Source organism: Streptomyces sp. NPDC029159 (genome assembly GCF_055564055.1).
On the sequence record NZ_JBVHWT010000001.1, the window covers coordinates 733,261 to 750,891 of the forward strand.

Consider the following 17,631-nt stretch of genomic DNA (forward strand, 5'->3'; position numbering starts at 1 on the left):
CCGCCGGGCGGCGCCGGTCCCCTCATCCCGGCAATCGGGTGGGGCGGCCACCGGTGCACCCCGGGGAGGGGCGGCCATCCGGGCCGTCAGGGGGCCGCGGGTCCCGGCATCGGTGCGGCGGCCGGATGGGGGGCGCGGCGCGGGGGCCGTACGAGTTGCTTCGGCGGCGCCGCCTTTCCGCCTGCCGCGTCGGGCCCGTCCGGCGTGCTTACGATCGCGCCCGGCCTCCGGTCGGACGGGTGGAAGGGAACGCACGATGAGAGCCGTAGCAGTCAGCGCATTCGGTGCCGAGCCGCAGCTCGTGGAGCTGCCCCAGCCCGAGCCAGGGCCGGGGGAGGTCCTGGTGCGGCTGTCCGCCGCCGGGGTCAACCCCATCGACTGGAAGATCGCGGACGGAATGTTCGGCGATGCCATCAGCGCGTCGTTCCCGCTCGTCATGGGCGCGGACGGGGCGGGCGAGGTGCTGGCCGTGGGGACCGGCGTGCGGCGCTTCACGGCCGGGGACGCGGTCTTCGGCACGTTCCAGCGGCCGGCGCACGGCGGCGGTTCGTACGCGGAACTCGCCCTCGCCGACGAGCAGTCCCTCGCCCATGCGGCGCGCAGCGTCACCTACGCGACGTCGGCGGCGGTCCCCACGGCCGGGATGACGGCGTACAACCTGGTGGAGGAGACCCGTATCGGGGAGGGCAGCCTGGTGCTGATCGTCGGGGCGACCGGCGGCGTCGGCACCTTCGTCACCCAGATCGCCTACGGGCGCGGCGCCGAGGTCATCGCGACCGCGCGGCCGGTGATGTCGGATCTGATGCTGACCCTGGGCGCCGCGGAGATCGTCGACCACGGGGTGGGGCCGGTCGCCGACCAGGTGCTGACCACCCATCCGGACGGCGTCGACGTCCTGATCGACCTGGTCAGCGACGCGGACGGGTTCACCGACATGATGCGGACGGTGCGGGACGGCGGGACGGCGGTGTCGACGATCGGCGCGGCCGACGCGGATGTCCTGACCGACCACAACCTCCGCGGCTTCAACTTCATGAACCGGCCGTCCCCGCAGCTGCTGGAGATCCTCGCCGGCCACGTCGACGCGGGCCGGCTGACGGTCCTGGTCGGCAAGGAGGTCCCGCTGGAGGAGGCCCCGGCGGCGGTGGCCGAACAGCGCGCGGGGCGTGCCCAGGGGAAGACGGTGCTGGTGATGTGAGCGCCCGGCGCCCGGGCCGGTGCGTACGGCCCGGGACGCACGGTCCGGCGCGGCCCCGCGGGAGCTTCCCGCGGGGCCGCGTGGTGTGTGGGCGGCGTACGGGAGCGGCGGGAGGTGCGGCTTCCGCTTCGGGCGCACCGGGGGCGTGCGGTGGCCGAGGCTCCCCAGGGGCGGCCACCTCGGCGAGGCACCCGGGGCGCGCCCCTCAGACGGCCTTGCGCCGCTTCCTCAGGAGGCCGCGTGCGGCCCGCACCACGGGGCCGCTCGCCGCGGCCAGCGCGGCGGTCGCCAGAGCCCCGCAGGCCAGGCCCGTGATGCCGGTGTGCAGCGATGCCGTGAGGGCGTCCGTGTACGCGGCCGCCGCCGGGCGCGGGACGGCGTGCGGGAGTGCGTCCAGGGCCCGGGAGCGGGCCGGGGTGAGGGCCGCGGCGAGCGAGGCGGTGGCGGCGGCGCCGAGCAGCGCCGTGCCGGTCAGGGCGCGGCGCCGGCGGCGGGCCAGCAGGAGTCCGGCGGCGAGGCAGAGCGCGGCGGCCGGGGGCGCGACCCGCGCCGTGGTCCGTACGGCCTCGTAGGCGGTGCGGGCCCGGGGCACGTCGGCGGCGGAGAGCAGCACGATCTCGGTGCCGGTGTGCGGGACCCGGCGGGCGATGTCGATGCCGAGTCCGTTGGCGGACAGCTGGTGTTTGACGCGCTCGATGACCGGGGCGACATCGAGGCGGACGGGGGCGGCTCCGGAGGCGCCGAGGGAGGCGTCGAGCGCCTGGTGGGCGGTGCGGTGCACCTGCCGCCACACGGCGGGGAACGACGGCCCGGTCACGACCTGCCGGACCTGCTTGTCGACGAATTCGCGGATGCCGCGGGTGAACCGTTCGCGCAGCGCGGGGCGTTGCGGCCGGGGGATGGCGGACAGCAGCCCGTCGAGGTGGACATGGCCCATGACCCCGGTGGTGACGTCGTCGACGATCGCGTTCTGGATGGTGCGGTCGTGGGCGAGCGGGGCGACGGCGGTGACGTACCGCCCGGTGTCGGTGAGCTGGTCGCGGGCCCAGACGCCGGCCAGGGAGACCGGCGCCAGCAGCGCGGCCAGGAGCAGCAGCACGGTGGCGGCACCCGCCCGGCCGGGCCGCCGAGGGGCGCGGGGCGTTCCCTCGCGCGCCGTGCGGCGGTCGCTCGCGCGCGGGGGTGCGCTCGCGGTCACGGTCGTGCGCTCCTTCCGTACGGCGGCGGGCGGGGCCGTCTCTCAGGCAAACCGGGCCCGCGGTCGCCCGCGACCGGGGGTGGGGCAGACGGGTGAGGCGGGGGCCCCGGGGCGGGGCGTGCGCCGGTCGGGCGTGCGCCGTGCCCGGGGGCCGTGCGCCGGTCGGGGCCGCGTCCCGCCGCCGTCAGGTCCGGGCCGTGGTCGGGCTCGGCGCGGACGACGCGGATGACGCGGACGGGGCGGGCTCCTGGGGCCCGGCGGGTGCCGGGGGTGCCGTGGCCGCCGGGGGCACGGTGGGCGGGGCGGCTGCGGCGGTGGCGGCCGGGGCTGTGGCGATCGGGGCTGCGGCGGACGAGGCCGGGCCTGAGGCGGCCGTTGCCGCAGCCGCTGCCGCAGCTGTCCGGCGGCGTCCCCGGCGCAGCAGCCCGGCGCCCACCAGCAGGCCCGTGACGAGCAGCCACGGGGTCCAGGAGGACCAGGACAGCCAGGAGGGGCCGGCGGTGCCGCCGTGGGTTTCGGGGAGGTCGTCGATGTCGCCGGTGCAGGCGGCGGGGGCGGCGACGCCGGGGGCGTGGACGCAGACGGTGGTGGCGGCGCGGAGCGTGCCGGGGGCGGCGGAGGGGCCGTCGTCGGGGCGGTCGCCGAGGACGGCGCTCGCGGTCAGCACCCGGAGGGCGCCGGGGGCGAGGTCGGCGTGCCAGACGGCGGTGTGGTCGTCGGTGACGCGGCCCTCGGGCGCGTCGGCGGACTCGGTGGTGGCGGGCAGCCGGGCCTCGATGCGGGCGCCGCGCAGCGGGGCGTCGCCGAGGTTGCGGACCGTGATGCGGTAGTCGAGCCGGTCGCCCGCCTCCGCCCGGTCGGTGCCGTCGCTGACCTCGACCGCCACCTGCGGCGGCGCGGGTTCCGCCGGGGGCCCGGCGGCCACGGCGCGTCCGGGGAGGGCGGCGGCGGTGCACAGCAGAGCGCTCAGGAGGAGGGTTCGCATCCGCCCATCCGAGCACCGCCCACCGCGCCCGCGTCCCACCGCCACCGGGTCATCGGCACGGTTCACCCGCCCGGTGGCGGCCAGGTGGCCGGATGCGGCGCGGGCGCCGTCCGGGGCGGTGCCGCCCCTCGCCCCGGGGCGGGCGGTGCCGCACCTCACCCGATACGGACGCGGAGACCGGACGCGTACTGTCCCGTGTCCCGCACCTCGCCACAGGTGCCCCGCCTCGACCATGGTTCACAACGCACCGCACCGGGGAACGACCCCGCTGACCACCCCTCGGGCGCACCGCGCCGCCCGGGGCCGAGGCACCGGAGGCACCATGAAGATCCATCTGACCAGCGTTTTCGTCGACGACCAGGACAAGGCCCTGCGGTTCTACACCGAACTGCTGGGGTTCGCGCCGAAGGAGGACGTCCCGATGGGCGCGGACCGCTGGCTCACCGTGGTCTCCCCGGAGGACCCCGACGGCACCGAACTGCTCCTGGAACCCTCGGGCCATCCCGCCGTGCCCCCGTACAAGGCGGCGCTGTTCCTGGACGGCATCCCCGCCGCCTCGTTCGCGGTGGACGACGTGTCCGCCGAGCACGACCGGCTGCGCGCACTCGGCGTCGACTTCACGCAGGAGCCGCGGACGGTGGGCCCGGTCACCACCGCGGTCCTGGACGACACCTGCGGGAACCTGATCCAGCTCATGCAGCGCGGCTAGGGCGGGCCTGTTGGGGCCGGGGCCCGGGACGGGCTTCAGCTTTCAGGGAGGGTGCCTGAAAGAAAGCCAGGTCCTGGGCCCGGCGCTTCAGCGTTCAGGAAGGCTTCCTGAAGGAAAGCCGGGTCTGGGCCCGGCACCTCAGCCTTCAGGCACCCTTCCTGAAAGAAGCCGGGCCCCGACCCGGTCCTTCAGCGTTCAGGAAGGCTCCCTGAAGGAAAGCCCGGCCCAGAGCCCGGCGCTTCAGCGTTCAGGCACCCTCCCTGAAGGAAAGCCGGGCCCCCGCCCCTCAGCGGTCGCCGATCCCCCGGCGGAAACACACCCGGTCCTCCCCCGGGCCGTCGTAGTCCGCGTGCACCGGCAGTCCGCCGACGACGCGGTCCCCGGCCCCCTCCGGGACGAAGCCCATTGCCTGGTGGAACGCGAGGGAGGCGGCGTTTCCGGGGGAGACGATCGCGCGGACGTCGGTACGGCCCGCTTCTGCCGCGCGGGCGAAGAACGCCGTGTAGAGCTGTCGGCCGACGCCCTGGCCTCGGAGGGTGGGGTGCACCCCGACGAAGTGGATGTACGCGTCGGTGTCGTTCTCCGGTGCGTAGAAGCCCACGAGGAACGCCCGGACGCGGGCCTCGCCGCCGGCCTCGTCCCCCGGAGCACTCGGCTCCTCCAGGATCAGGCTCGTCCGGGAGAAGAACTGGAGGAAGAGGCGCGGCAGCAGGAGGGAGAGTTCGCGCGCCTCTTCCGGGGTGCGGGAGTCGCCCCACCAGTTCCGTACGCAGTGGACGAGCGTGGGGTGATCGGTGACGTGGGCCGTACGCAGTGCGAGCATGGCGTTCCCTCCGAGAGCCGGGTGCGGGCGGGCTGTTGTGCCCTCGGTCTCCCGTACCCTCGCTCCGGCCACCGGATTGGGAAACCCCGGCCCGGCCCGACCGTTCGTTCCCGGCCGACGCGATGGAATCACCACGCCCACGCCCCCGAGCGGCCCGCCGTCAACGATCACCACGGACGCCCCGCCCTCGGCGCGAACAGAATCCGCAACTGAAAGAAAACGCTCCCACTCTCGGATAACGTCGCAGGCCAGCAAGTGTCGGCCCCGCAGGCGCGGGGATGTTCCCTGGTCGGTCTGCTTGTCCAGGACGCGCGGGTCGTCGGCCCCGCAGGCGCGGGGATGTTCCGGCGGAGCGCATCACGGAGAACACGGTGATCCGGTCGGCCCCGCAGGTGCGGGGATGTTCCCCACCTCATGCAGTACGCGCAGCAGGTGCTGGAGTTGGCCCCGCAGGTGCGGGGATGTTCCGCGGGAGGACGACGCCGTCGGCCCCACCGGCCGGTCGACCCTGCAAGCACAGGGGCCCCCGCCCCTCAGTGATCGTGCGGCCCCCGCCGGTGCACCGGCCCATGGGCGTCGGCGCAGTGGTCGGGGGATGCCTTGGGCGCAGGCCCGGAGCCGACATGTAGCACGGTGTCGGTGTCCTGCTCCCCCACGTGGTCGACCTGGAGGGTGGCGTGGGTGATGCCGTACTCGGTGCTCAGGAGGTGCTGTAGGCGGCGGCGGACCTTGTGGCAGTCGCCGGAGGGGGCTACCAGGATGTGGGCGGAGAGGGCGGGTTCGCCGGAGGTGATCTGCCAGAGGTGGAGGTCGTGGATTTCGGCTACCTCGTCCGCCGCGACGAGGTGGTCGCCGAGTGCGTCCGGGTCGATGCCGGTGGGGGCCGCCTCCAGGAAGATGCGGCCGGACTCGCGTACCAGGCCGTAGCCGGCGCGGAGCATCAGGGCGACGACGACGAGTGTGGCCAGGGCGTCGGCGCGGGCGAAGCCGGTGGTCCAGACGATGAGCCCGGCGACGGCGGTGGCGACGAAGCCGAACAGGTCGGTGAGGATGTGCTGGTAGGCGCCCTCGACGTTGAGGCTGGAGCGGTTGGCGCGGGAGAGGAACCACGTCGCGATGAGGTTCACGACCACGCCCGCCAGCGCCGTGACCAGCACCAGTCCGCCGGTGACCGGCGGCGGTTCGATCAGCCGCCGGACCGCCTCGTACGCCAGCCACGCCGACAGGACCAGCAGCGTGATGCCATTGGCCTGGGCGGAGAGGATTTCGGCGCGCTTGAGGCCGTAGGTGTAGCCGCCGCGCGCGGGCCGGGCGGCGAGCCGCATGGCGACCAGCGCGAGCACGATCGACGCCGCGTCGGTGAGCATGTGCGCCGCGTCGGAGAGCAGCGCCAGGGAGTGGGCGACGACCCCGATGACGACCTCGACCGCCATGAACGCACAGATCAGTGCGAGCGCGGCGCGCAGCCAGCGGCGGTCGGCGTCCGGTGACACGGTGTGCGCGTGGCTGTGTCCACCGGCGCCGTGGCCGTGGCCGTGGGCATGGTCGTGGGCGTGCTCGCTCAAGGCGCGCTCCGTTCCGGCTCGTCGTCCTGGGGCGTTCATGCGCAGCAAAGCGCACTTTTTCCGGTCTTTCAAAGGCTGCATCGGTGACCGTTGTCATTCCCGTTGAGCGGGGCAAAAGTGCAGGTCAGAGCGTTGGTTCCACGGACCTTCGGCCGGACTGAAGCACTCCGTTTCCGCCCGCGCCGTCGCCCCGCGCTACGCGCCCCCGCACGGCCGCTCCGTACGCCTGCGGGGCCCCCAGGCGGCAACTACATTGCGTCGCACTGCTGTTACGCGACGACATGAGGAGGGGTGTGCCATGCCGCCCAGGAGGCCCATCAGCGGGCTGAGTCAGGAACCGTCTCAACGGTTCGCTGACGAGTGCCGCCGGCTGCGACTGGAGAGGAAGCTCAGCTACCGCGAGCTGGGGGAGGCGATGGGCTGGGATCCCTCGCTGTTCGGGAAGATCGAGACCAGCGCGACGCTGAGCAGTCCGGAGGTCGCCCAGGCGCTGGACCAGTACTACGAGACCGGTGTCCTGCTGCTGACGCTCTGGGAGCTGGCGGCGGGCGACCCCCGGCAGTTCCGCGAGCGCTACCGGCGCTACATGAAGTTCGAGGCGGAGGCGATCAGTCTCTGGCACCACGCGGTAAGCGTCCTGCCAGGTCTGTTGCAGACGGAGGCGTACGCGCGGGAAGTACTGGCGGTGGGCGGCCTCACGGGCGATGAGCTGGAGAGCCAGGTTGATGCGCGGATAAGGCGACGGGAGCTGCTCAACGGTGAGTTGCCGCCGCGCTTCCGCACGATCCTCTCCGAAGCCGTACTGCGGACCCCGCTCCGGGACCCCGCCGCCTGGCGGGAGCAACTGGAACATCTGCTGGAGATGGCAGCCCGCCCGAACGTGACGGTCCAGGTGCTGCCGCTCAGCGCCGGATCGCACGGACTCGTCAGCACCGACGTGATGTTTCTGCGGATGCAGAGCGGAGCCACGGTGGCGTACGCCGAGAACGCCTACCGTGGTGAACTCATCGAGGATTCAGGCCCTGTTGAGCGTCTTCAGCTCGCGTACGATGCGGTGCGTGACCAGGCGCTCACGCCGCCCGAGTCGCGGAAGTTCATCATGCGGATGTTGGAGGAGTTGCCGTGCGATCCATCGACCTGAGCGCCGCGACCTGGCGTAAGAGCAGCTACAGCAATTCGGATGGCGGCGAGTGCGTCGAGGTTTCCGACGACTTCCTGGCGTCCGCCTCCTGGCGCAAGTCGAGCTACAGCAACCCCGACGGCGGCCAGTGCATCGAGATCGCCGACGGCCACCCCTCCCTCGTCCCCGTCCGGGACAGCAAGGATCCGCAGGGTCCGGCGCTGGTTTTCGAGGCGCCGGCGTGGGCGGCGTTCGTCGGGGCGGTGCGCGGCGGGGCGCTCGGCGCCTGAGGCGGGCGGAGCACCGCTGAACGGGACGGCGGGGCGGCGACGGGAGACCGTTGCCGCCCCGCCGCCGTCGGACGGTGGCTCGGGGGGCGAGCGCACGCGCAGCGGCTGGTATTACTGGGGCATGCAGGAAGAGACGGCGCGCTCCGCGATCGACACGTTCATCTCCGCGTTCAACGCCTCGGACGACAGCTATGTGACTGCCCTGCTCTCCCAGGCCCTGACCTCGGACGTGGTCTTCTGGGGGCCGTTGGGTCGCAGCGAAGGAATCGCGGCGGTCGAGCGGTTCGTGCTGGACATCCGGCGCCACCCGGCGGGGACCGGCACGATGGTGCGCTGCTCAGCGGTGGACATGCCTGGCGAGTGGGCCCGGTACCAGTGGGTCTTCACCACGCCGGACGGAGGCCCCCGCCTGGCGGGAACGGACGTCGTCCATCTGCGGCGGAGCCTCATCGACCAGATCATCGTCTTCGCGGGGGAGATCGAGCCGTCCGCCTCCTGAGCCGTCCTTACGAGGCCCGCAACCCGGCCGTCAGCGTCCGCATCGCCTCGGCGGCCAGTTCCGCGACGGGTGTCGCCTCGGCCGCCGGGGTGTCGGTGAGGGCCCAGGTTTCGACGGCGACGCGGATCGCGGCGGTCGCGGCGGCGGCGGCGAGCCGGACGTCGAGGGTGTCGGGGGCGGCGCCGGTGCGGTCGGCCAGCAGCGGGGCGAGCCGCTGTTCGGAGTCGTGGTTGACGCGGGCCCAGACGGCGGCCAGCGCCGGGTCGGTGGAGGTGGCGCGGAGCAGGCCGCGGGTCCACTCCAGGGACTCGGCGGTCGCCGTCTCCTCGTCCGCCATCGCCTGCGTCGCGGCCTGCGTCAGCGCGTCCGGCAGCGGGACGTCCTCCGGTACGGCGGCCAGCAGTTCCTGCCAGCGGCGGGCGCCGAAGGAGAGCAGCGGGGCGACGGCCTCCTGCTTGGTACGGAAGTAGCGGTAGAACGTCCGCAGGCTGACTCCGGCGCGGGCGGCGATGGCCTCGGCGGTGGTGCCGTCCGAGCCGTCCTGCGCGAACAGGGCCGCCGCGGCGCGGGCGATCTCCAGCTGGGTGGCGGCCTTACGGCGTTCGGTGAGGTTCACCGGACCACCTTAGACACGGGGCGCCGGACCGGCGCGGCCCGGCGCCCCGGCACGTCGTGCCAGGTGGCGGCGGTCAGAAGTGCGTCCCGCCGTCGATGCGGATCTCCGTACCGGTGACGAACGCGCCGTCCTCGGAGGCGAGCATCGCGACCACGGAGGCGACGGTCTCGGGCCCGGCGAAGCCGTCGCCCAGCGCCGGGGAGAGCTGCGCGAAGAGGCGCATGTCGGCGTCGGCGGGCAGCCCCGGTCCGGCGCTCTGCTTGCTGGCGCCGCTGGCGTCCGTCATCCCGGACGAGATGGAGCCGGGCTGGACGGCGGTGAAGCGGATGCCGTCCTGCGCGTACTCGGCGGCCAGGGCGTGCGTCATGGACTGGACGCCGCCCTTGCTCGCCGCGTACGCGGCCATGTACGGGTGCGCGAACTGGGCCGAGGTGGAGCTGAAGTTGACGACGGCGGGGGCGTGGCCGTCGCGCAGGGCGGGCAGCGCCTCGCGGATCACCAGGAAGGTGCCGACCAGGTTGACCTGGAGGATCTTGGTGAAGGACGCCAGTGAGGTCTGGTGGGTGTGCGAGGAGCGCAGGATGCCCGCCGCGTTGACCAGGGCGTCCAGGCCGCCGAGGGCTTCGACGGCGGCGGCGACGCCTTCTCGGACCGAGGTCTCGTCGGCGATGTCGACGAGCTGGGTGGTGAGGCGGTCGGCGTGGGTGCCCGCCTTGGCGACGGTGTCGCGCAGTCCGTCCGCGCTCACATCGGCGGCGACGACGGTGCCGCCCTCGGCGAGCATCCGCAGCACGGTGGCCTGGCCGATGCCGGAGCCACCGCCGGTGACCAGCGCACGGCGTCCTTCGTAGCGGTTCATGGTGCTTCTCCTTCGTCCCCGATGGCGTCCCTACGTGGTCCGGTGCGGGCCCGTGGATGTCCCGGGTGGGTGACCCGGGAGTTCCACCGTACGCCTGGATGGCACGTTGTGCCACTATGACGTGTGACGCCGTGAGGTGTGCGGCCGGGCGTCCGGTGGAAGATCAAAAGGGCGGGACGGAACCCTTCCGCTTCCGTCAGGAATGGGTAAAATCGCAGGTCAGGTACGTAATGGGGCGTGTCGTCCACAACCATCGAGGAGTGCCGTGCCCGTGACCCGAGCAGTGCCGCCGGACATCCTGTCGCCGGAATTCCACGCGGACCCGTACCGCGCCTACCGCGTGCTCCGCGACGACTTCCCGTTGATCCACCACGAGGCCACCGGCAGTTACGTCCTCTCCCGCTACGAGGACGTCGAGCGCGCCTTCAAGGACCCGGTGTTCACCACCGACAACTACGGCTGGCAGCTGGAGCCGGTGCACGGCCGCACCATCCTCCAGATGAGCGGCCGCGAGCACGCCGTGCGCCGCGCACTGGTCGCCCCCGCGTTCCGCGGCAGGACCCTGGAATCCGCGTTCCTGCCGGTCATCGAGCGCAACGCCCGCGAACTGATCGACGCCTTCCGCGACACCGGGAGCGCCGATCTCGTCGCGCAGTTCGCGACCCGCTTCCCGATCAACGTCATCGTCGACATGCTCGGCCTCGACCGCGCCGACCACGACCGCTTCCACCGCTGGTACACCGCGATCATGGGCTTCCTCGGCAACCTCGCCCAGGACCCGGACGTCGCCGCCGCCGGACTGCGCACCCGCGACGAGTTCGCCGCGTATCTGCTCCCGGTCATCCGCGAGCGGCGCGCGCACCCGGGCGACGATCTGCTGTCCACGCTCTGCGCCGCGGAGATCGACGGGACGCAGATGAGCGACGAGGACATCAAGGCGTTCTGCTCGCTGCTGCTCACCGCCGGCGGCGAGACCACCGACAAGGCCCTCTCCGCCCTGATGCACAACCTGCTGCGCCACCCCGAGCAGCTGGCCGAGGTGCGGGCGGACCGGTCGCTGATAGCGCCCGCCTTCGCGGAGACCCTGCGGTACACCCCGCCGGTCCACATGATCATGCGGCAGCCTTCGGAGGACGTGGAGATCGCCGGCGGGAAGATCCCCGCGGGTGCCACCGTGACCTGCCTGATCGGCGCCGCCGGACGCGACGAACGCCGCTACGCCGACCCCGACACGTTCGACATCCACCGCACCGACCTGGCGGCCACCACCGCGTTCTCCGCCGCCGCCGACCATCTGTCGTTCGCCCTCGGCCGGCACTTCTGCGTCGGCGCGCTGCTGGCCAAGGCGGAGGTCGAGACGGGCGTGAACCTGCTGCTCGACGCGTTGCCCGACCTCGCCCTCGCGGACGGCGCGGCCCCGCGCGAAGAGGGCATCTTCACCCGGGGCCTGGACGCGTTGCCGGTGCGCTTCACCGCGGCGCGTACGCGGGGCTGAACTCCACGGGGAGCGCGGTCAGTCCGCGCATCCACAGCGACGGGTGCCACACCAGGTCCGCGGCGGGCACCGCCAGCATCACGTCGGGCAGCCGGTCGAGCAGCACCTCGACCGCCGCCCGCGCGATGACCTCGGCGATCTCGGGGGCCGGGTAGGGGCAGGCGTGCTCGCCGTGGCTGAACGACATATGGGCCTGGTTGCTGTCCGTACCGGCCGTGGTGAAGTCCGGGCTGACCTGCGGATCGTTGTTGGCGGCGGCCAGGCCCATGACCAGCAGGTCACCGGCGCGGATCCGCCGCCCGCCGAGCTGGGTGTCGCGGGACGCCCAGCGGCCGATGTAGTTCTGCGTCGGGGTGTCCTGCCACAGCACCTCGTTGAGCGCCTGACCGACGCTGCGCCGCCCGCCGGAGAGCGACACGGCGAAGCGGTCGTCGGTCAGCATCAGCCGCAGGGTGTTGCCGATCCAGTTGGCGGTCGGCTGCTGGGCGGCGGCCATCACCACCAGCAGATCGATGACCACCTCCTCCTCGGCGAGCTTCGCGTGGTGGGTCAGCAGCCGGGACGGCACGTCGGCGGCGGGCCGCTCCTTGCGCTCGTGCACCAGGCGGGCCATGCGGGCGGCGACCCGCTGGTGCGCGTCGATGGCGCCGGGGCCCTCGTCCAGCGATTCGGAGATGTCCCGGACCAGCTGCGGCACCTCCATCGGGTCGATGCCGAAGAGTTCGGTGACGACGAGCAGCGGCAGCCGCAGCGCGTAGTCCGCCATCAGGTCGGCCTCGCCGCTGCCGGCGAACGCGTCGATCAGGCCGTCCGCGAGCCGCTCGCAGATCTGCCGCAGCTCGAACTGGTCGATGGCGAGCAGGGCGTCACTGATCGCCCCGGAGCGGCGGCGGTGCTCGGCGCCCTCCGCGAACATCACCGACGGCTGGTAGCCGACGAACGGCATCAGCGACCAGTCGGCGGGGATCGACTCCCAGGCGTGCCAGCGCCGCGAGTCGCGGGCGAACAGCTCGTTGTTGGACGTCACCTGGTGGACCTCGCGGTAGCCGAGGACGAACCAGGCGGGGATGTCGCCGTCCAGCAGGACCGGGGCGACCGGCCCGTGCTCGCGCCGCAGCTCACGGTAGAGCCGCGCCGGGTCGCCGCTGAGCCCGTCACCGTAGAGCCGGACGGCGCCGGAGGGGCCGGAAGGTGCAGCGGCGGGGGCGTGCGCGGGGCAGCCGGGCGGGGGGAACTGCTCGGTCACGGGGCGGCCTTCACGGTCTCGTGAGGGGCGGACAGGGAGTAGAGGTGGTGGGCCAGCGCGATCAGCACGGACTTGCTGGACCGCCGGTCGCGGGCGTCGCACTGCACCAGCGGGATCTCCGGCGCCAGGTCCAGCGCGTCGCGGACCTGCTCCAGGGTGTGCTGCGGCCCGCCGAAGTCGTTCACCGCCACGATGAATGGCATACCGTGCGCCTCCAGCCGGTCGATCGCGTACCAGGAGTCGTCCAGGCGGCGGGTGTCGACCAGGACGACGGCGCCGAGCGTCCCGGCGAACAGCCGGTCCCACAGGAACCAGAAACGCTCCTGGCCGGGGGCGCCGAACAGGTACAGCACGGTGCTGTCGTTGATGCTGATGCGGCCGAAGTCGAAGGCGACGGTCGTCGTGGACTTCGTCTCGACGCCGGACGGGTCGTCGACGCCGACGCCCGCGCGGGTCATGGTCTCTTCGGTGCTCAGCGGACGGATCTCGCTGACGGACCGGACCATGGTGGTCTTGCCGACGCCGAAGCCGCCGACGATGACGATTTTCAGGCCGTTGTCCGCGGTGTCCCGCAGCGGGGCGCGGGAGGGGGCGGCGTGGGCGTCGGGCGCCGGTGCGGCTCCGGGGCCCCCGTCAGAGGCGGTGGAGTGCATCGAGCACCTCCTTCAGCAGGTCGGTGTCGGGAAGGTGGGCGGCGGTGACGGGCCGGGGGTGGCGGGCCGTCACCTTGCCGCTGTCGAGCAGGTCCGACAGGAGGATCCGCACGACGCTCACCGGCATCCGCAGCTCCGCCGAGACCTCCACGACGGCCATCGGGTGGCGGCACATGGACAGGATCCGGGCGTGCTCCGACTGCATGCCGGGCGCCGGGTCGCATTCGCTGACGATCAGGGTGACCAGGTCGAGGTGGAGGTCGTCGGCGGCGCGGCTGCGGCCGCCGGTGACGGTGTAGAGCCGGTCCGGATCGTCGTCGGGACCGAGCCGCTTCATGCGGGTCGCTCCGGGCTGAGCGTCCGGCCGCCGCCCTCGCCGCGCGGGGCGGCCGCCAGGTACTCGCCGATCTGCTCGACCAGCTCGTTCATGTTGAAGCCGATCAGGCCGACATCGGCGTCCTCGACGGCCAGCAGGGCCAGGTGGGCGCCGTGTCCGGCCTCGACTATGAAGAGGATGCCGCCGTGGAACTCCGTCATCGCCTGGCGGACGCCGCCGGTGCCGTCGCCGAACTCCACGGACGCGCCGTGCGACAGGCTCTGGATGCCCGAGGCGATGGCGGCGAGCTGATCGGCCTGATCGACGGTCAGACCCGGGGAGTGGCACAGCTTCAGGCCGTCGCGGGAGAGCACCAGGGCGTGGCGGGCGCCCGGCGTCTTCTGGAGCAGGTTCTCCAGCATCCAGTCGAGGCTGTGATCGGTCGTGTTCGTCATCGGGTCTCGTCCTCCGGGGGAGCGGGGGTGGGGGTCTGCGAAGGATCGGTGGTGCCACCGGCGGTGTCGGGGCCGCGGCCGACGGCGCGGCGGAAGGTGCGGAACCGCTCCGCGGCCTCCTCGTGGGAGCGGGCCGGGCGCGGCGCGGCGGGGCGCGGCGCGGGCCTGGACGCCGGGGCGCCGGTGCCCGACGAGGCCAGCGTCTGGCCGCGGCGGCGCTTGGGCAGTCCGCTCTCGCCGAACTCCGGGGCGGGCGCGGCCGGTCGGCGGCTCTGCTGCGGCGGGATCGCGGCCCGCGGTGCGGGCGCCTCGGGCGCGGCCGGCGGCTGCGTCGCCTCGGGCGGCTCCGGGGGGAACGGCGCGAGCGGGGCGACCGGCTCGGCCGGGTCCCGGTACGCGGCGTGGCGGGGCGCGGACTCCGACGGCGTGCGGTGCGAGGCGTGGCGCGGCCCGGCGGGGCGGGTCAGCGACTCGGGCACGGTGTCCGGCACGACCGGCCGCTCCGGCTCGCGCACCGGCGTCCGGGCCTCGGTGACCAGCTGCTGCGGGATGAGCACCACGACGCTGGTGCCGCCGCGCGCCGACGGGCGGAACGACACGTTCAGTCCGTGCTTGCGGGCCAGGCAGCCGACGACGGCGAGGCCGAGCCGCGTACCGGACAGCGACATCAGGTCCAGGGAGTCGGCGGAGACGGCGGCCTCGGCGCGGCGCAGCGCCGTCTCGCCCATCACCAGACCGCTGTCCTCGACGCTGACGACGACGCCCGCCTGCGTCTCCTCGACGTAGACGTGGACCGCGGACGACGGCGGGGAGAAGGACGTCGCGTTGTCCATGATCTCGGCGAGCGCGTGCATGATGCCCTCGGCCGCGTGCCCGGCGACCGCGAGGGTGCTGCTGTTGTGCAGCTGCACCCGGCGGTAGGCGCTGATCCGGCCCATGGCGCCGCGCAGCACGCTCTCCATGGAGATCGGCTTGTTCCAGCGGCGGCCCGAACGGGCGCCGGTGAGCACCGCGATGGAGTCGGCGAGACGCCCGGCCTGCGCCGTGGTGTGGTCCAGCTTCAGCAGGTCGCCCAGGACCTCCTCGCCGTGCCGGTGCTCCATCTCGCGCAGGTCGGCGAGCATGCTCGTGGACAGCGCCTGGACGCGTCCGGCGGCGTTGGCGCAGGCGGCCATCGCGGCGGCGCGCATCCGCTCCCCGCGGCCGACCTCCTCGGCCAGGCTGCGGACGATGCGCTGGTGGGCGGGGGCGGTGGGCAGCGGGACCCGGCTGAGGGCAGTGTCGGCGGACGAGCCGGTGCGCAGCTGGGCGACGACCGCGGGCAGCGTCTCGTCGGCGAGCCGCTCGGCCTCGGCGCGGACCGCCTCGACGCGCTCGCGGTGCACGCGGGCCTGGCGCAGTCCGTACACGGCGGCGGACAGCGCTCCGCTCAGCGCCACGGCTGCCGCGAGGCCGCCCCAGGCCAGGCCGGTGCGGAGGGTCTCCGGGGCGGTGAGGACGGCCCACAGGCACAGGCCGCCGGTGAGCACGAGCGTGGCCAGGAGGGTGAGCAGCGCGGCACCGAGCGGCGAAGACTCTGCCCGACGGCGGGAGGGTATCTGGGGTGACATCGGGGCTGGTCCTCGGAGCGATGGCGGCGGCGGTACGGGGGGAGGGGCCGGGCAGGGCGCGGGAACGTTCCTGACGGGCCGTCCGGCCGACCGCACGGGCTCCGGGTCGCGGTGGGGCGCGGGCCGGTGCGCGGCGCGGGCGGAAGCGGAAGATCTTCTGCACTTTATCGGCTCGGGGCGGTGGGGCAAGCCTTGGGCGGGGGTTGGTGGGGGGCGGTTATGCCTTGGTGGGACCTTGGTTGGAGCTTGGGCGGGCCTTGGGTTGTCCGGGGGTGGTGCTCGGGCGGCCCGGGGCCTGCACTGGACCTCGGTCGGCCCGGGGCCTGCACTCGGTCGGCCTGAGGTCCTTGGTCGGTTCGAGGGCAGGCGTCGGCCAACCCTTGATGGGGGGTGCGGGCTTGGTAGGGCTTGGTCGCTTCGTGTCAGGGATATCTGGGGGGTGCGGTGCGGGACAGGTGGGGGACGGGCGCGGGGTGAGTGGCCGTCAGGAGGGGAGGGGATGGAGTGGGGGGCCGCCCACCCTTAGGGGATGCTTTGGGGGACGAGCCCGGGGTGCCTGCGTGGTGAGGGCGCGTCAGGCTGGGGATGGGGTGGAGTGGGGGCCCTGGCGCGGAGTGTGTCCTTCCGGGGCCGGCGCCTGGGTGCGGTGGTGTGCTCCCTTCCAGGGCCTGGCGCCGACTGCGTACGGCGGTGCGTTTCCTGCCGGGGCTTGGCGCCGACTGCGTGTGGCGATGCCTTCCCTGCCGCCCCGCCCCCCCCGTCAGGCCGCCCGTCCCCGTCCGCCCGCCGCCGGGTGCAGTGCCGCGTACTCCAGGGGGGCCGACGGGTCGATGGAGACGTCCGCCGGGGCCGGTGCAGCGCCCGCGCGGACCAGGAGGTCGCCGACGGCGGCGATCATCGCGCCGTTGTCCGTGCACAGCCGCAGCGGCGGTACCCGCAGGGTGATCCCGGCCGCCGCGCACCGCTCCTCCGCCAGCGCCCGCACCCGGGAGTTGGCGGCCACCCCGCCGACCACCACCAGCGTCCCGACGCCGTGCGCGGTGCAGGCGGCGACCGCCTTACGGGTCAGCACATCGGCGACCGCCTCCTGGAGCGAAGCGGCGCCGTCGGCGAGCGGCAGCTTCCGGCCCGCCGCGCGCTCCCGCTCCGCCCACCGCGCCGCCGCGGTTTTCAGCCCGGAGAAGGAGAACGCGTAACGGGTGCGCGGGTCGCCGGAGGTGAGCGGCCGGGGGAAGGGGACGGCGCGCGGATCCCCCGCGCGCGCCGTCCGGTCGATGGCGGGCCCGCCGGGGTACGGCAGCCCGAAGACGCGCGCGACCTTGTCGAAGCACTCGCCCGCCGCGTCGTCCACGGTGTCCCCGAGGTGGACGATCGGATCGCGCGCCAGATCCCGGACGAGCAGCAGCGAGGTGTGGCCGCCGGAGACGATGAGGACGACACAGGGATCGGGCAGCGGGCCGTGCTCCAGGGTGTCGGCCGCGACATGCCCCGCCAGGTGGTGCACACCGTGCAGCGGCACCCCGAGCGCGTACGCGAGGCTCTTCGCCCCGGCCAGCCCCACCTGGAGCGCGCCGGACAGTCCCGGCCCGGTGGTCACCGCGACCGCCCCGATGTCCGCCATCCCGAGCCCCGCGTCGTCGAGGGCGCGGTGGACGACGGGCAGCAGCGCGTGCACATGGGCGCGGGCCGCGATCTCCGGTACGACGCCGCCGAAGCGGGCGTGCTCGTCCATGCTCGACGCGAGCGCGTGCCCCAGGAGGCGCCCGTCCCGCACCAGTCCGGCACCCGTCTCGTCGCAGGACGACTCGATTCCCAGCACTACGGGTGAGGGCATGGGGGCGGCCTCCTTGGAGCGGGTTTTGCGGGGTGATTGCTGTTGCACATGGTAGGCAATAAGGGCTCACCTCTGGGCCGGGTGCTTTGCCGGTCCTGGTCTTGGGCTTGGTTCTGGCCTGTGTTCCGGCCCGCGTCCTGGGCGCGCTTCGGATAGGTGC

The 17,631-nt window shown here is 73.8% G+C and carries 18 protein-coding genes; 6 read left to right on the plus strand and 12 right to left on the minus strand.

Annotation, left to right across the window (positions count from 1 at the left end):
- Window positions 1-256 precede the first annotated feature (256 nt).
- Window positions 257-1,198 (plus strand): NADP-dependent oxidoreductase, encoded by a 942-nt coding sequence (locus ACZ4U4_RS03295; protein ID WP_467868728.1) that lies wholly within the window; start codon window positions 257-259, stop codon window positions 1,196-1,198.
- Between the two features lie 205 nt (window positions 1,199-1,403).
- On the opposite strand, the gene ACZ4U4_RS03300 is transcribed toward ACZ4U4_RS03295, so the two are convergent.
- On the minus strand, window positions 1,404-2,396 hold the full coding sequence (locus ACZ4U4_RS03300; RefSeq protein ID WP_467868729.1) for a hypothetical protein: 993 nt from the start codon (window positions 2,394-2,396) through the stop codon (window positions 1,404-1,406).
- Window positions 2,397-2,580: 184 nt separating this feature from the next.
- Window positions 2,581-3,381: a hypothetical protein gene (locus tag ACZ4U4_RS03305; protein ID WP_467868730.1), complete on the minus strand. Its 801-nt coding sequence runs from the start codon at window positions 3,379-3,381 to the stop codon at window positions 2,581-2,583.
- Between the two features lie 322 nt (window positions 3,382-3,703).
- Between ACZ4U4_RS03305 and ACZ4U4_RS03310 the strand changes: the two genes are divergently transcribed.
- Entirely contained in the window at window positions 3,704-4,090 is a 387-nt protein-coding gene (locus ACZ4U4_RS03310) for a VOC family protein (RefSeq protein WP_467868731.1), read from the plus strand.
- A 286-nt stretch (window positions 4,091-4,376) separates the two neighbouring features.
- On the opposite strand, the gene ACZ4U4_RS03315 is transcribed toward ACZ4U4_RS03310, so the two are convergent.
- Together ACZ4U4_RS03315 and ACZ4U4_RS03320 are read right to left on the minus strand one after the other, a co-directional pair.
- The gene (locus tag ACZ4U4_RS03315; RefSeq protein WP_467868732.1) at window positions 4,377-4,913 is read right to left on the minus strand and encodes a GNAT family N-acetyltransferase; all 537 of its coding nucleotides are present in this window, start codon (window positions 4,911-4,913) and stop codon (window positions 4,377-4,379) included.
- Between the two features lie 533 nt (window positions 4,914-5,446).
- A complete protein-coding gene (locus ACZ4U4_RS03320) occupies window positions 5,447-6,478 on the minus strand; it encodes a cation diffusion facilitator family transporter (protein WP_467868733.1) in 1,032 nt (343 codons plus the stop codon).
- 298 nt (window positions 6,479-6,776) lie between these two features.
- Between ACZ4U4_RS03320 and ACZ4U4_RS03325 the strand changes: the two genes are divergently transcribed.
- The 3 genes from ACZ4U4_RS03325 (at window position 6,777) to ACZ4U4_RS03335 (ending at window position 8,387) form a co-directional block, all read left to right on the plus strand.
- A complete protein-coding gene (locus ACZ4U4_RS03325) occupies window positions 6,777-7,619 on the plus strand; it encodes a helix-turn-helix domain-containing protein (RefSeq protein ID WP_467868734.1) in 843 nt (280 codons plus the stop codon).
- Entirely contained in the window at window positions 7,601-7,888 is a 288-nt protein-coding gene (locus ACZ4U4_RS03330) for a DUF397 domain-containing protein (protein ID WP_467868735.1), read from the plus strand. The genes ACZ4U4_RS03325 and ACZ4U4_RS03330 overlap by 19 nt, the downstream gene beginning before the upstream one ends.
- 121 nt (window positions 7,889-8,009) lie before the next feature.
- Window positions 8,010-8,387 carry a nuclear transport factor 2 family protein gene (locus ACZ4U4_RS03335; RefSeq protein WP_467868736.1) on the plus strand — a complete coding sequence of 126 codons (378 nt, stop codon included), beginning with the start codon at window positions 8,010-8,012 and terminating at the stop codon, window positions 8,385-8,387.
- Between the two features lie 7 nt (window positions 8,388-8,394).
- Here ACZ4U4_RS03335 and ACZ4U4_RS03340 read toward each other — a convergent pair whose 3' ends face one another.
- Complete coding sequence (locus ACZ4U4_RS03340) at window positions 8,395-9,003, minus strand: TetR family transcriptional regulator (protein ID WP_467868737.1); 609 nt, start codon at window positions 9,001-9,003, stop codon at window positions 8,395-8,397.
- Window positions 9,004-9,076: 73 nt separating this feature from the next.
- On the minus strand, window positions 9,077-9,862 hold the full coding sequence (locus ACZ4U4_RS03345) for an SDR family NAD(P)-dependent oxidoreductase (RefSeq protein WP_467868738.1): 786 nt from the start codon (window positions 9,860-9,862) through the stop codon (window positions 9,077-9,079).
- 271 nt (window positions 9,863-10,133) lie between these two features.
- Here ACZ4U4_RS03345 and ACZ4U4_RS03350 point away from each other — a divergent pair, with 271 nt between their 5' ends.
- Window positions 10,134-11,357: a cytochrome P450 gene (locus ACZ4U4_RS03350; RefSeq protein ID WP_467868739.1), complete on the plus strand. Its 1,224-nt coding sequence runs from the start codon at window positions 10,134-10,136 to the stop codon at window positions 11,355-11,357.
- Here the strand turns inward: ACZ4U4_RS03350 and ACZ4U4_RS03355 are convergent.
- The 6 genes from ACZ4U4_RS03355 to tsaD all read right to left on the minus strand — a co-directional run bounded on the left by ACZ4U4_RS03355 (window position 11,332) and on the right by tsaD (window position 17,471).
- The gene (locus tag ACZ4U4_RS03355) at window positions 11,332-12,603 is read right to left on the minus strand and encodes a cytochrome P450 (protein ID WP_467868740.1); all 1,272 of its coding nucleotides are present in this window, start codon (window positions 12,601-12,603) and stop codon (window positions 11,332-11,334) included. The genes ACZ4U4_RS03350 and ACZ4U4_RS03355 overlap by 26 nt on opposite strands.
- Window positions 12,600-13,256 (minus strand): GTP-binding protein, encoded by a 657-nt coding sequence (locus tag ACZ4U4_RS03360; protein WP_467868741.1) that lies wholly within the window; start codon window positions 13,254-13,256, stop codon window positions 12,600-12,602. The genes ACZ4U4_RS03355 and ACZ4U4_RS03360 overlap by 4 nt, the downstream gene beginning before the upstream one ends.
- Window positions 13,237-13,593 (minus strand): DUF742 domain-containing protein, encoded by a 357-nt coding sequence (locus ACZ4U4_RS03365; RefSeq protein ID WP_467868742.1) that lies wholly within the window; start codon window positions 13,591-13,593, stop codon window positions 13,237-13,239. The genes ACZ4U4_RS03360 and ACZ4U4_RS03365 overlap by 20 nt, the downstream gene beginning before the upstream one ends.
- Window positions 13,590-14,027 carry a roadblock/LC7 domain-containing protein gene (locus ACZ4U4_RS03370; protein ID WP_467868743.1) on the minus strand — a complete coding sequence of 146 codons (438 nt, stop codon included), beginning with the start codon at window positions 14,025-14,027 and terminating at the stop codon, window positions 13,590-13,592. Before ACZ4U4_RS03370 ends, ACZ4U4_RS03365 begins: the two co-directional genes overlap by 4 nt.
- Window positions 14,024-15,637, minus strand: a complete 1,614-nt coding sequence (locus ACZ4U4_RS03375) for a sensor histidine kinase (RefSeq protein ID WP_467868744.1) — start codon at window positions 15,635-15,637, stop codon at window positions 14,024-14,026. The genes ACZ4U4_RS03370 and ACZ4U4_RS03375 overlap by 4 nt, the downstream gene beginning before the upstream one ends.
- A 760-nt stretch (window positions 15,638-16,397) precedes the next feature.
- Window positions 16,398-17,471: a tRNA (adenosine(37)-N6)-threonylcarbamoyltransferase complex transferase subunit TsaD gene (gene tsaD, locus ACZ4U4_RS03380; RefSeq protein ID WP_467868745.1), complete on the minus strand. Its 1,074-nt coding sequence runs from the start codon at window positions 17,469-17,471 to the stop codon at window positions 16,398-16,400.
- Window positions 17,472-17,631 lie beyond the last annotated feature (160 nt).